We start from the raw sequence: 14,654 nt of genomic DNA, 5'->3' as shown, positions 1-14,654 counted from the left end.
TATCTAATTAATTATTATGGAACTATAGCGAACATTAGCACACTATAACTGTTTGCCTTTAATGACTAACAATACTGCCCTGCTACCCAGCCGCTGGCCCAGGCCCATTGGAAGTTGTAGCCACCTAGCCAACCGGTAACGTCGACGACTTCACCAATAAAATATAAGTTATCGTGTTCTTTAGCTGCCATGGTTTTAGATGACAAGTCGTTGGTGTCTACGCCGCCTAAAGTCACTTCTGCTGTTCGGTAACCTTCAGTACCATTGGGCTTGAAAATATAACCATGTAAACTATTCGCTATGGTTTGGCTACTTTTACTATTTAACGCCTTTAAGGGCTGGTTAGTTATCACATTTAAGGCTAGCAGTTTTTCAACCAGACGTTTTGGCAGCAATTTGCTTAAAGCTGTCTTTAACTCTTGCTCAGGGTGACTTTGTTGTTGGCTGGTTAAAAAAGCATGGATATCGGTTTCTGGTGATAAGTTTACTTTAATATCATCACCGGGTTGCCAGTAGCTAGAAACCTGTAATATAGCTGGGCCACTTAACCCACGGTGAGTAAATAGCATATCTTCCGGAAAAACCTTTCCGTTTGCTTCGGCAGTTACAGGCAGTGATACGCCGCTAATTTCTTCGAAAATAGCTTTATCTGCCGGTTGCCAGGTTACCGGCACTAAAGCCGCACGTAAAGGGAGTACATTAAGGCCAAATTGCTCTGCAAGTTGATAGCCAAAAGCGGTAGCGCCTAAATTTGGTAAGCTTAAGCCACCGCTTGCTACCACTAAGCTGTAGCATGCTCTACTAGCATCTGGGGTGTCAACAATAAAGCCAGCATTTGTTTTTCTAACCTGTTGAATATGCTGCTGTAAGGCTATTTCAACGCCAGCAGTTTTAGCTTCTGTCACTAACATTTGCACTATGTCTTTAGCGCTGTCATCACAAAATAACTGACCTAAGGTTTTTTCATGGTACGGGAGCTGATGTTTTTGCACTAAGGCTAAAAAATCCCACTGCGTATAACGGCTTAAAGCAGACTTACAAAAATGGCGGTTTTGCGATAAAAAGTTATCTGGGCTGGTGTACATATTAGTAAAATTACAGCGGCCACCGCCAGACATTAAGATTTTGCGGCCTACACGCTTACCATTATCTAGTACTAGAACCTTTCTACCGCGCTTACCTGCTTCAATTGCACACATTAAACCGGCAGCTCCGGCCCCTACTACTATCACATCATAATGCTGCATTGCATTTGCCTATATTCATTAATAACCACTATTGTCTTGTACCCTCTTGCAGTATGCAATGGTCAACTTTGTGATAAAGCATCTTTTTTAATCTAACTCGCATATTCTTTTTAGCTATAACATATATCCAATAACTCTAAACTGTTATTACTCACAATTGCAGTATTAATCACAGTTTCATGACATTTTTGTGTGTTTTTTATACGACAAATACCCCTTTTTTAGAAACATTTAATATTTTTGTTCCTTTTTGCTCGACTGCTGTTAAAAAAAATAGATTTACTTTGCCTAGCAAAGCGGTTAAGAATTAGGCAGCGGCGAAGTAAATAAGTCGCACAATAAAAATAATTATAAAATCCAAGGTAAAATCACTATGAAACCCATTTCATTCAAGCGCACAGCACTTGCAGCACTTTGTTTACCAGCAGTACTTCTTTCAACTCAAGCTTTTGCAAATGACCTAAGTTTTGCATCAGATGGTCCACCAACACGTTTTATTATTAAATATAAAGAAGCCCCTAATGAGGGCATCATGCAAGCTTTACCTCAAGCTATGTCGCAAAAGCTACAAAAACAAAGCATGACAGAAAAAGCTCAACGTTTTAGCTCTTTTTCTGGCGAAAGCTTACATTATGTACGCCAGCTAAACTTAGAAAAGCATGCTCTATTCAGTGCTGAACGTAGATTATCTGCGCGCGACACTAAGCGAATGATGGAGTTGTTAGCTCAAGACGATTCAATCGAAATGATTGAAGAAGATATATTAATGCAAGCAACTGCTACACCTAATGATCCTAGCTACAATGATCAATGGCATTATTATGAGTCTGTGGGTGGTTTACGTGCGCCAGGTGCATGGGATAATGCTTCTGGTAGCGGCGTAGTTGTTGCTGTATTAGATACTGGTTACCGTCCGCATATCGACCTAAACGCCAATATACTGCCAGGCTATGATATGGTTTCTGATAGTTTTATGGGTAACGATGGTAACGGTCGTGACAGCGATGCCCGCGATCCAGGTGACTGGTTAAATCCAGGTGAGTGTGGCAATGGTAATCCTTCACAATTCCGGGGTTCAAGCTGGCATGGTACTCATGTTGCCGGCACTATTGCAGCTGTCTCAAATAATAATAGAGGCGTGGCAGGTGTAGCTTATAACGCCAAAATTGTACCAGTTCGGGTACTAGGTAAGTGCGGTGGCTATACCTCTGATATTGCAGACGGTATTATTTGGGCATCTGGTGGCACTGTTTCTGGTGTACCTAGCAACCCTAACCCTGCTGATGTTATTAATATGAGTCTAGGCGGTGGTGGTTCTTGTTCATCAACCACGCAAAATGCCATTAATATTGCCCGAAATAATGGCTCGGTAATTATTGTTGCTGCTGGTAATGATAATACTAATGCCAACAACTTTAACCCAGGTAGCTGCCCTGGCGTAGTAAACGTAGCAGCAACAGGCCGTAACGGTGGTCGTGCTTACTATTCAAACTACGGTACTTCAGTAGATGTAGCGGCCCCTGGTGGTGCTATGGGTAGTAACGCTGATGGAGTTTTATCTACTCATAATACCGGTTCTACTACGCCAAGTTCTGATTCTTATAGCTCGATGCAGGGTACTTCTATGGCCGCACCTCATGTGGCCGGTGTTGCAGCTTTAATTAAGCAAGTTAAACCATCAGCAACACCAGATCAAATAGAGCAAATTTTAAAATCAACTGCTCGTAGCTTCCCTGCTAGTTGTTCAGGTTGTGGTACCGGTATTGTTGATGCTAATGCTGCTGTATTAAACGCTATGGGCTCTGGCGGTGGTACACCACCACCTCCTACAGGCGGTAGTGTATTACAAAAAGCAGTGGCTAAAACCAACATATCTGGTGCTAGCGGTAGCAATACTTTCTATACCTTTACTGTGCCACAAGGAGCAACAGATCTAACCTTTAATATGTCCGGCGGAACCGGTGATGCAGACTTATATGTTAAGTTTGGTAGCGCACCAACAAGCTCCAGCTATGATTGTCGCCCGTACAGAACAGGTAATAATGAAAGCTGCTCTTTCCCCACCACTCAAGCTGGTACTTACCACGTAATGATAAGTTCGTATAGAGCTCACTCAGGTGTTTCACTCGTTGCCGACTACACTCCAGTAACCGGTGGCGGCAATACTGGCGGTAGTGCTAGATTAGATAATTTATCTGCTAATAGTGGTGATTGGTTACATTACACCTTAAATGTTCCTGCTGGCATGCGTACACTGAATATCACAACCTCTAGCGGTACTGGTGACGGCGATTTATACGTACGTCGTGGTTCACGCCCTACAACTACAAGCTATGATTGTCGCCCATATAGAACAGGTAACAATGAAAGCTGTAGCTTCACTAACCCACAAGCAGATGTTTGGCATATCAGTATTCGTTCATACCGTACCTTTAGCGGTGTAACACTAAACGCTGAATACAATCCGTAAAGATTATGCAATCTAACAAGGCCAGCTTTATGCTGGCCTTTTCATTTGCTTAGTCAGCTTCACAAATTAAATAATAAAATTAATTATCTTTACTAGTTTAAAGTATAAAAAAAGCTAGAAGTAATTACTTCTAGCTTAATAGGAAAGTCAGGCTTAGCTTAAAATTTAAGCTTAATGATTCAGTAATCTATTAAGTTGGCTTTGAGCAAGAGGTTCATTTTGCTCTGCTGCCAATTGATAGTAATCACGGGCTTTAACTAAATCTTTACGCACCCCACGACCATACTCATACATCCAACCTAAGTTATATTGAGCATTTGCGTAACCTTGTTCAGCTGCTTGACGAAATAGATCAACCGCTATGCTATCGTCTGCTTTAACTTGACGGCCATTTTTATAAAATAACCCCAGTGCAGTTAACGCTCTTGGTACTTTTGCCGGTAAAGCCTGTTGGTATAGCTGAAAAGCTTTACGCTCATCCATCATTACCCCGTAGCCTTTTTCATACATAAACCCTAAGTGCGCTATGGCACGAGCATGATTTTGAGCGGCTGCTTTTTCATACCACTCAACAGCACTTTTATCGTTTTGCTCTACACCATTACCGGTTTCGTAACGCAATCCTAAATTGAACTGGGCATCAGCATCACCTTCGGCGGCCACTTTAGTATACCAGTATAAAGCTTTCTGCTGATCAGCTGCTACACCACGCCCATTAGCGTACATATAACCTAAATTATATTGAGCATAAGCTTCACCTTGATCTGCTGCCCGCTGATACCACTTAACGGCCGCTTTATCATCCGCCGCAGTCCCGGTACCATTAGCATAACGAACACCAACTAAATATTGTGCCGCCGCTAACCCTTGTTCCGCTGCTTTTAATAACCAACTAAAGGCTTGTTGATCATTAACAGCCACTCCTTCACCATTAGCATAAATTAAACCTAAACGATATTGAGCTTCTTTATTACCGTCTTTCGCTGACTGGGTAAACAACTGCATAGCACGACCCGGATCGGCTCGCACCCCGCGACCTTCGCTTAAATGTACTGCAAAATAGTAACAAGCACTTAAATCATTTGCTGTACAAGCTCGCTCTAGCCATTCTACAGCTCGGTTGTCACTATTACGTGTACCTCGGCCTAACGAGTAGCTAATACCGACTTCCCGTTGTGCCTCCACTATGCCTTGGTTAGCCGCACGAGAAAAGTATTCAAAAGCTCGGCTATCACTTTGTGCAACACCGCTACCGTTTAAATAAAGTAACCCTAATTGAAATCCAGCATTGGCATGGCCTTGCTCATTAGCTTTCTGGTACCATTCTCTTGCTTTACCAAAGTTAACCTCAGTGCCACGTCCTTGTAAATAACGACTGGCTACAACATATTGTCCATCAACATCACCTTGATTTGCTGCCTTTTCAAACCAAAATAAAGCTTGGTTTTCATCTAGTTCTACGCCACGCCCATTAGCATACATAAAGCCTAGATTATATTCGGCTAATAAATGTTTTTGGCCAGCAGCTTGCTTATACCAATAAATGGCTAAGCTATCATCTTGAGCCAAGCCTCGGCCTTGCGCATAAGAAAGAGCTAAATAGTATTGAGCATCGGCAAAGCCTTGTTCTGCTGCTGCACTAAACCAATGTGCTGCAGTTAATAAATCAACATCAACTCCTAAACCGCTAGCATACATAGCGGCTAAATTAAACTGTGCATCAACAAGATTATTAACCGCTAAAGGGTACCAATGGCTATAAGCTTCACTATAGTTTTCGCGCTGAAATGCACGCATGCCAACTTCAAATCTAGCATCGGCCAGAGTTTTAACAGGCAAGCTGGGTTGCTCTATCCTAGTCGCAACTGACATTGGCTTTACTGGTTCTTTAACCATTGGCTTAGCTGTGGTAACTGATTTGGGTGTATTTTCTAATTGCGTACTCGATGCAACTACTACAGTTGCAGCTGGCATAGTACTAGCTGCAGTAGTCTCTGCTGCTTTGCTCTTCTCTCGCTGTTGCGTTATAGCTTGTTTAATATCTTGTTGAGCCTGCGCTGTCTCTGCATAGTCAGTACTTTTGGATGCTGACTGCTCTAACCAATATGACGCTTGCAAGGCATCACGCTCGACACCATGACCAAGCGAGTATAATTTGGCCAACTCCATTTGCGCATCAGCATTACCTTCTATGGCTAAATTTTGGAATATTTGTGCTGCTGTTTGATAATCGCCTTCAGCATAAGCCGCTTTGGCTTGCGCTAATTGTTGTTGCGGTTCAGCAGCTACAATAAAGCTAGCTGCCATAAGGATTGTTATTATTTTATTTAGCCGCATACATTGCACCTCCCCTGCTAACTTGTTATATCAAATATTCAGCAAGACACCAAGTATCCTGACAAGATAATATAGGTAGTCATTGAAGAAAATGGCGCTAAAATTCACGATTAAGCAGGTATTTTAGCTGTTTAGGTCTTTTTTTGCAGTTTGTAGCCTTGTTCAAGATCTTGCCATTGCTGTTGCTGCCAATAAAATTGGTTGCTTAAACCTTGCTCTTTTAATAATGAACGCTGTAAACGTTGTAAATTTTGCTGCTGCCAAGCACCAGCTTGGCGTAGTTCACATTTATCAAAGTCTATCAGCCACACTTTACCATTATCATCGAGTAAAATATTGCGACAATTTAAATCAGAATGATAAACCCCTTGTTGATGAAACTTAGCAATAGTTTGGCCAACATTTTGCCATTCTTGCGCTGTAAGTTGTCGTTGGCTCATTACTGTTGCTAGGTCTTGGGAATAAGGAACTAACTCAATTATAATAGATGCACGATAAATTAAACCTTGTTGCTGATAACTCGCTGCTACAGGCCTAGGTACGGGTAATCCCATACCATGCATCCGTCGTAATAACGTAAACTCTTGCATTGCCCGGCTATGATTAACTGGAGTGATAAAGAACTGATCTGACAATAACTTACCCACTAAGCCGCCACGATAGTAGTGACGTAAAACTAACTTTGTTTGTTGATACTGAATAAACCAAGCGGTATTACGACCTTTAGACTGACCAATAACAGCTTGTTGTTGCTGCCAATACTCAGGCTTAAAATACTCTGACTGCCAGCTACTGAATATATTGCTTTGATACCAAACATGTTGTTTAGCAAGCTGCTGTTGCCGAAAGTGCGCTAAGTCTGTTGGCAAAAATGTAGTCATTGCCAGCATAATTCGTTGACAAGCTCCACTATGCTGTTGATATAGCGCCAAACCAGCATCACCTTGCTGCTGCGCTAAAGCAGGCTGCTCTAGTAACAACTGAGTATTAGCGACTATACTAGCTTCGTCTGTTAACCAGTTAATCGCCTTACGTTGCGCCAGCCATTGATAGGCTTGAGTAAAATTAAACACATAAGGGCCGGCTTGAACGGGCTTAGCAAAACACATAGCCTCTAACGGATTATGGCCACCACGCTCAATTAAACTGCCGCCAATAAATACTACATTGGCCAGTTGATACCAAGCTAGTAGCTCGCCCATAGTATCACCCAGTAACACTGTCGTTTCTGCTTGGATTGCCTCACCTGAGCTGCGCCTTTGCATTGATAAATTACTACGTTGAATTAGCTCTGCTACCTGCTCAAAACGCTCTAGGTGGCGAGGTACAATAATGAGTAATATATTCTCAAACCGTTGTTTTAATAGCTTACAGGCATTAATTAATAGTTGGTCTTCGCCCGCATGGGTACTACCTGCCACCCAAACTGGACGCCCTTTAAGTTGTGGTGCTATCTGCTGTACTAATGCCGCTATTGGCTCTGGGATCGCCATATCATATTTAATATTACCGCATACTTGTGCTGCGCCTTGATAGCCTAAGGCTCTAAAGCGACGTAGGGTTGCGCGATCTTGGCTAAGCAACAAACTGATATTGGGCAACAATAGCTGACTAAAGCAATAGCCACGACGATAGCCTTTTGCTGAACGTTTAGATAAACGAGCATTAACAATAATACTCGGAATAAGCGCCTTATGGCTTTGCTGTAATAGGTTTGGCCAAAGTTCTGTTTCTAATATAATCAGCGCCGTTGGCTGGTATTTCGTTAAAAAGCGCTTTACTGCTCCTTTGGTATCTAAAGGTAAGTAACAATGAAAAACACTAGTACCAAAAGTCTGCTTAATTCGCTCAGAACCCGTTGGTGTAGTGCAAGTAACAATAATAGGTAACTTAGGATACTGCTGTAATAAGCGTTTTATTAAAGGCGTTGCTGCTACTACTTCACCCACTGATACCGCATGCACAACAATACCGCCTACAGCTTCAGCTGGTACAGATTGCCAAGCAAAACGTTCACTAAAACGTTGTCGGTAGGCAACATCTTTCAACGAGCGATAACAAAAATACAGCAACACTAGTGGTATCGAACAATATAGAACCAATTGATACAGTAAACGAGAACACCAAACGGGCATGATTTAGTCCCATAATTAATAAAATACAGTACAACAAGGCAACTTTGCTAGCAAAATGCTACTGCTAGCCCATGGCGGATATTGGCTATAATGCCAAAGTTAACGCGGATATTCCAAAGATAGCTGCAAGTTCTGCTAGATTATGTTGTAGAGCTAGATGGGGGTAAAGAGTTAGGCTACAAAAAATACCAGTTAAAAGGTTTAAAAAAGCGTAAACACCGCTAGATGCTTACGCTTAATACCATTAAAGTGCTGCTAATAATGTTTCTGCATTACTTACTTCAAAGCTTTTTGGCGCTTCAACATTTAGGGTAGTTACCACACCATTTTCAACAATCATGGCGTAACGTTGTGAGCGCAAGCCTCCAAAGTCTTCCGTATCCATAGTCAAACCTATGGCTTTATGAAAAGCACCACCGCCATCAGCTAAAAACGTAATCTCATCTGCATTCTGGCTCTTAGCCCAGGCACTCATTACAAAAGCATCATTCATAGCAGTACAAACAATAGCATCCACACCTTTAGCTTTAATTTCATCTGCTAATGTAATATAGCCAGGTAAATGTGCAGCTGAGCAAGTAGGCGTAAAGGCGCCTGGCACTGCAAATAGCACTACTTTCTTATTGGCAAAGACTTGGCTAGTGGTTGGATTCATCACCCCTTCTTTAGTTAACTGCGAAAAGCTTACTTCTGGTAATTTATCACCTACTTTAATCATTTTATTCCCCTGTTTATAGTTTTAGATAAGAGTTAAATCGCTGCATTAATATATACATCAAAACGATTGTTTTTGCCTGTTACCGCCATGGTAGGTTCTTGCTGAGCCAACGCATCAGCATAACCTGGCCGTTTTACCACTACACGCTTTAGCGCTAGCTTCAATGCCGGTGCTAATAAAGCATCGGCGTCAGTATCACTGCCAACTACATCATGAAAAGCACGCATTTCTTTTTTTACCAAAGCACTTTTATCCCGCGGTGGGAACATAGGATCTAAATAGACCACATCTACTGACTGGTAACTTTGTAATGCCTGCAACCCTGAACTATGTAGCAAGTTCATACGCTCATTAACCCATTGTAGCTCGGGCTGAGCTGCCGCACGACGAAGCCCATCATATAATAAGGCAGCTACCGCAGGGTTACGTTCAACTAAAGTGACCTTAGCACCTAAACTTGCTAAAACAAAGGCATCACGGCCTAAGCCTGCGGTGGCATCAAGAATAGTTAAATCACGCTTTTTATTTAAGCCACAAGCTTTAGCTATGGCTTCATTTTTACCACCACCATGCTGTCGGCGATAACTTGAAGCGCCACTGTCAAAGTCGACTAAAATATCGCCTTGCTTAGGCAAGTTGCTATTTCTAAGTACTAAGGCATTGTTATGCCATGCTAAATGCCAACCGCTAACGTCATTTACTAGAGCAAGTGAGAATTTGTCACATAATTTAGCTTGATATTCAGGATCTATTTGCGGATTAATTAACAATAGGCTCATTGCTGCATGCCCACATAATTATCCCCAGTACTCAAGGCTATAATCTGGCTTATCTCAGTTAGGCTTCGCCCTGACTGCTGTTGCCATAGATTAAATTGCTGTTGAATTTGCGCCAAGCTGCGTTTACTACTGATACCACCATCAAATACGTTAGTCGCTCGCAAATAGGCTTCAACATCAGTACTTAGAATAAAAGTATCTTTACCAATTGCACGCAAAGCATAAGGACCGGTATTGCCCCCTAAACGCGCACCGTACTGCTTTAAATAGGCCCATAAACCAATAATATCGTCTGTTGGCCACTCGGCAATAAAGCCAGCAAAGCTACCGTGTTTATGCTGAATATCGGCAATCATTTGTGCATTCTCACGAATAGTAAAAACTTTTTTAGCATTACGAATAATACGTGTGTCTTGAGCTTTATTTTCCAGCATTTCATCACTCATCAACAGCATTTTTTCAATGTCAAAATCAAAAAACACTTCGCAAAAACCTGGCCATTTTTGTTTAACCACACGCCAAACAAAGCCTGACTGAAATACTTTTTTTGTTAGCTCAGCTAAACATATGTTATCTGGAATGGCTTTAATATCGGCAGCTGCAGCCGGCAAGCTAAGTAAAGCTGCTAACGCAGCCACTCCCCCTTTACGCTCACAAGCACGCTGGTAAATATGATTAAAAGATTCTGCTGAATTCACGGTTTTTCCTAAAAGAAAAGGCAGCTCTAAACAGGCTGCCTTAAAACACTTTTACTAGTGTATAGCTATAATATTAAAACTGCTGGTTTTGCTTTGCAGTTACTAAACGACAAACACCCTGCTCTAATTTTACTTCTGGTCTAGGTTCTACAGCGCAATCAGACATCAAGCCTAATCTATTATTATTTTCAACATTAACAGCATTATAAGCTTCTACTTTTGCCATTAAAGTTGCTTCATCAATATCTTTGACTGAAGCGGCAATATAACCCGCTGGTCCACCACAAGGTTTAGCACCAAAACCAATTACTCGACATTGCTGAACATTATCAGCCCTTGCATCACCAATTAACGCTAAAACTTCCTGTCTCAACTCGGTTAACTGGGCAGTTAATTCACTATCTTTGGCCATTTGAGTTTTCCTTGCTTTGCTTGCTCCAATTGGATTTGTTTGTGGATCAATTGGCTCTACTAGTGCTGCAGGTGTTAACTGCTCGGCTTTTGGCTCATCTGCAGTACCTTGCTGACAACCCATTAAGGTCGTACTAGCGAATAATACGGCTACAGTCACGCTTAGCTTAAATATTGTTCTTGGCATACCTATCCCTTTTGTAGACTAGCATTTGTTATATTTAGCTTGGCAGAGGCTTGTTATCTTAGCAACACTTAATTAACCATTAATACCCATGTGGCGCAATAAGGCTTCATTAGACGGCTCGCGACCACGAAAACCGGTAAATAAAGCCATAGGCTCAGCGCTACCGCCTCGCTCTAAAATCCAATTTAAAAAGTCACGGCCCGTGTTTGCATTAAATACACCGTCTTCTTCAAACCGGCTAAAAGCATCAGCCGATAACACTTCTGCCCACAAATAACTGTAGTAACCGGCCGCATAACCACCAGCAAAAATATGGCTAAAACCATGCTGAAAGCGGTTAAATCTAGGCGGGATCATAACTGATACTTCGCTGCGAACTTGATCTAAAATTTGTTGCACCCTACCACCGCTAGCTGGGTCATATTCAGCATGCAGCCTAAAGTCAAACAAGGCAAACTCTAATTGCCGCACTAAAAACATAGCGGATTGGAAGTTTTTAGCCGCTAGCATTTTATCTAGCATCGCTTGCGGTAAGGGCTCACCGGTTTCATAGTGCCCCGATATAATAGCTAGGGCTTCAGGTTGCCAGCACCAATTTTCTAAAAACTGGCTAGGTAACTCTACCGCATCCCAAGGAACACCATTAATACCCGCTACCGCTGACGCATCAACCTTAGTTAGCATATGGTGTAAGCCATGACCAAATTCATGAAATAGCGTGACCACTTCATCATGAGTGAATAAAGCAGGCTTACCGCCGATAGGCTTATTAAAGTTGCAAGTTAAATAGGCAACCGGAGTTTGCACACTGCCATCAGCTTTAATACGACGGCCTTGGCAATCATCCATCCAAGCTCCGCCACGCTTTTGGCCGCGGGCATATAAATCTAAATAAAAACTACCTCGTAACTGGTTTTCTTGGTCAAAAATATCGTAAAAACTAACATCCGGATGCCAAACATCAACGCCTTGACGGCGTTTTACTTGGATGCCAAACAATTTATTTAATACGCTAAATAAGCCTGAAATAACCTTATGCTCTGGAAAGTAAGGTCGTAGTTGCTCATCAGAAATGGCGTACTTAGCTTGCTTTAGCTTTTCGGCATAATAAGCCAGATCCCAAGCTGCCAGTTCAGTTTGCTTAAACTCTTTGGCCATAAAGACTTTTAACTCTGCTAAGTCAGCTTCGGCTTGCGGTTTAGCTCGCTTAGCTAAATCCTGTAAGAAATCTAACACCTGGTTAGTCGTTTGCGCCATCTTAGTCGCTAACGACTGCTCTGCCGCATTATTAAAGTTAAGCAACTGGGCTAGCTCATGTTTTAAAGCCAAGGTTTGCTCAATAATATGGCTATTATCAAACTGACCCGCTGTTGGGCCTTGATCAGAAGCTCGGGTGCAATAGGCGCTATATAGCTCCTCGCGCAAAGCACGGCTATCAGCATAGGTCATCACGGCAATATAGCTTGGGAACTCTAAAGTAAATACCCAGCCTTCTAATTTGCGGCTTTGTGCTTCTTCTGCGGCTGCTAATTTGGCATCGTCTGGTAAGCCGGCTAAATCAGCTTCATTAGTAACATGCTTAAACCAAGCTTGAGTGGCATCTAAAGTATTATTAGCAAATTGAGAGCTTAAATCTGCCAGTTCACTTTGGATCTCACCGTAGCGCTGTTTTTTATCTGCCGATAAACCAATGCCCGACAAGCTAAAGTCGCGCAATGCGTTTTCAATTACTTTCTTTTGCGCCTCAGTTAAGCTGGCATATTCGTCGCTTTGCGCCAGCGCTTGATACGCTTGATATAAGCCTTCATGCTGCCCCAGCCAAGTACTAAATTCAGATAATAACGGTAAGCAATTGTCATAGGCCTCACGTAACTCGGCACTATTAAGCACAGAGTTTAAATGCGATACCGGTGACCATAATTTACCTAAACGGTCGGTATCTTCATCTAACTGAGTAATTAAACTTTGCCAACTCACTTGCGGTTTGGCTACCGCAGCCTCTACTGCTGCTTTAGCCTGGGCAATAGCATGCTCAACTGCAGGCTGGATTTGATCTGCGCTAATGGTTGAAAACGGCGGTAAGCCGGTAAAAGACAGAAGAACATTTTCGCTATTGGACATGAATAACCTTATTAATTTAACTTAATTTAAATATGTATCGCCATTATCTTGGGGCGAAACCGCTTAATATCAATAGCCTGAGTTACGCCTTGTTCAGGGCATGACCTTGTAAAGCGCCCTGTTAGCCCTTATAAATAAAGGATAATCTTAACGTTAAGGAATCTATATATGAGCCGTCATTTTAATTATCTCGCTATCGGTGGTGGTAGTGGTGGTATTGCCAGTGCAAACCGTGCCGCTATGCGTGGCGCTAGCGCAGCTGTAATTGAAGCTAAAGCAGTCGGTGGTACCTGCGTTAATGTCGGTTGCGTACCTAAAAAAGTAATGTGGTACGGTGCCCATATTGCCGAAGCCTTAAAGTACAGCCGTGATTATGGCTTTGATATTAGCCAAAATAACTTTTCATGGGCTACCTTAGTTAAAAATCGTGAAGCTTATATTCAGCGTATTCATGCTAGCTACCATAAAGGCTTCGCCAGTAACAATGTCGAATTTATCGAAGGTTTTGCTACTTTTATTGATGCTAATACTGTTGAAGTAAACGGCGAGCGTATTACGGCAGATCATATTACTATTGCCGTTGGTGGCCGACCTACTCGTCCAGATATTCCGGGCTCTGAGCATGGTATAGACTCAGATGGCTTTTTCGCTTTAACTAAGCAACCTAAAAAAGCCCTAGTAATAGGCGCGGGCTATATTGCGGTTGAGCTTGCGGGTGTTTTACATGCACTTGGCACCGACACCCACTTATTAGTACGCGGCGACAGACCCTTACGTAATTTTGATTCAGACATTACAGACATGCTACTTGAGCGCATGACTCAAGATAAATTTAATTTACATAAACAGACTAATGTTTCTAAGATAGAAAAAGCTGCTGATGGCACTTTAACTGTTTATACTGAAAGTGGTACTAGCTTTAGCGATGTTGATTGCTTAATTTGGGCAATTGGCCGTGAGCCAGCCACCGATAAACTGAACCTTAGCGCTGCGGGTGTTAACACCGATAAAGAAGGCTACATTCGTACCGATAAATTCCAAAATACCAATGTTAATGGTATTTATGCTGTGGGCGATATTACCGGTGAAGCCCAACTTACCCCGGTTGCCGTCAAAGCCGGCCGCTTACTTGCAGAGCGCTTATTTAATAAAGATATGCCTAATGCGCATATGGATTACAGCTTAATTCCTACTGTTGTCTTTAGTCATCCGACTATTGGCACTATTGGTTTAACCGAAGAGGAAGCCAAGGCAGAATACGGTGAGGCTAATATTAAGGTGTATCGCTCTAATTTTGCCGCCATGTATAACGCGATAACCGCATACCGCGCCTTAAGCCGCTTTAAATTAATTTGTGCTGGCGATAACGAAAAAGTAGTTGGTTTACACGGTATAGGCGAAGGTATGGATGAAGTGCTGCAAGGTTTTGCGGTTGCGATGAAAATGGGCGCAACAAAAGCCGACTTTGATGCCACTGTGGCCTTACACCCCACTAGCGCTGAAGAATTTGTTACCTTAAGATAATTTCGTTTTTGCCTAGCCCAAACAGCA

The 14,654-nt window shown here is 42.3% G+C and carries 10 protein-coding genes; 2 read left to right on the top strand and 8 right to left on the bottom strand.

The annotated features are described in order from the left end of the window. Window positions 1-65: 65 nt before the first annotated feature. Entirely contained in the window at window positions 66-1,247 is a 1,182-nt protein-coding gene (locus RDV63_RS04535; protein ID WP_313908336.1) for an NAD(P)/FAD-dependent oxidoreductase, read from the bottom strand. A gap of 373 nt (window positions 1,248-1,620) precedes the next feature. Here RDV63_RS04535 and RDV63_RS04530 point away from each other — a divergent pair, with 373 nt between their 5' ends. Next, window positions 1,621-3,717, top strand: a complete 2,097-nt coding sequence (locus tag RDV63_RS04530; RefSeq protein ID WP_313908335.1) for a S8 family peptidase — start codon at window positions 1,621-1,623, stop codon at window positions 3,715-3,717. A gap of 171 nt (window positions 3,718-3,888) precedes the next feature. Here the strand turns inward: RDV63_RS04530 and RDV63_RS04525 are convergent, their stop codons facing one another. The 7 genes from RDV63_RS04525 to prlC all read right to left on the bottom strand — a co-directional run bounded on the left by RDV63_RS04525 (window position 3,889) and on the right by prlC (window position 13,103). Beyond that, a complete protein-coding gene (locus RDV63_RS04525; RefSeq protein ID WP_313908334.1) occupies window positions 3,889-6,054 on the bottom strand; it encodes an SEL1-like repeat protein in 2,166 nt (721 codons plus the stop codon). A 131-nt stretch (window positions 6,055-6,185) separates the two neighbouring features. After that, the gene (gene waaA / locus RDV63_RS04520; RefSeq protein WP_313908333.1) at window positions 6,186-8,189 is read right to left on the bottom strand and encodes a lipid IV(A) 3-deoxy-D-manno-octulosonic acid transferase; all 2,004 of its coding nucleotides are present in this window, start codon (window positions 8,187-8,189) and stop codon (window positions 6,186-6,188) included. A 244-nt stretch (window positions 8,190-8,433) separates the two neighbouring features. Then, window positions 8,434-8,907 carry a peroxiredoxin gene (locus RDV63_RS04515; protein ID WP_313908332.1) on the bottom strand — a complete coding sequence of 158 codons (474 nt, stop codon included), beginning with the start codon at window positions 8,905-8,907 and terminating at the stop codon, window positions 8,434-8,436. A 32-nt stretch (window positions 8,908-8,939) separates the two neighbouring features. Next, on the bottom strand, window positions 8,940-9,686 hold the full coding sequence (locus RDV63_RS04510; protein ID WP_313908331.1) for a class I SAM-dependent methyltransferase: 747 nt from the start codon (window positions 9,684-9,686) through the stop codon (window positions 8,940-8,942). After that, window positions 9,683-10,384: a DNA-3-methyladenine glycosylase I gene (locus RDV63_RS04505; RefSeq protein ID WP_313908330.1), complete on the bottom strand. Its 702-nt coding sequence runs from the start codon at window positions 10,382-10,384 to the stop codon at window positions 9,683-9,685. The genes RDV63_RS04510 and RDV63_RS04505 overlap by 4 nt, the downstream gene beginning before the upstream one ends. A 73-nt stretch (window positions 10,385-10,457) precedes the next feature. After that, window positions 10,458-10,982 (bottom strand): hypothetical protein, encoded by a 525-nt coding sequence (locus RDV63_RS04500; protein ID WP_313908329.1) that lies wholly within the window; start codon window positions 10,980-10,982, stop codon window positions 10,458-10,460. Between the two features lie 72 nt (window positions 10,983-11,054). Next, complete coding sequence (prlC, locus tag RDV63_RS04495) at window positions 11,055-13,103, bottom strand: oligopeptidase A (protein WP_313908328.1); 2,049 nt, start codon at window positions 13,101-13,103, stop codon at window positions 11,055-11,057. A gap of 168 nt (window positions 13,104-13,271) precedes the next feature. On the opposite strand from prlC, the gene gorA reads away from it, so the two are divergent. Next, window positions 13,272-14,627, top strand: coding sequence for a glutathione-disulfide reductase (gorA, locus tag RDV63_RS04490; protein WP_313908327.1), 1,356 nt, complete (start codon window positions 13,272-13,274; stop codon window positions 14,625-14,627). Window positions 14,628-14,654 lie beyond the last annotated feature (27 nt).

It is taken from the genome of Rheinheimera sp. MMS21-TC3, from assembly GCF_032229285.1.
In the GTDB taxonomy this organism is placed as follows: Bacteria; Pseudomonadota; Gammaproteobacteria; order Enterobacterales; family Alteromonadaceae; genus Alishewanella.
Note: the sequence above shows the minus strand (reverse complement) of the source record. Positions and strands in the feature narration are given on the sequence as shown.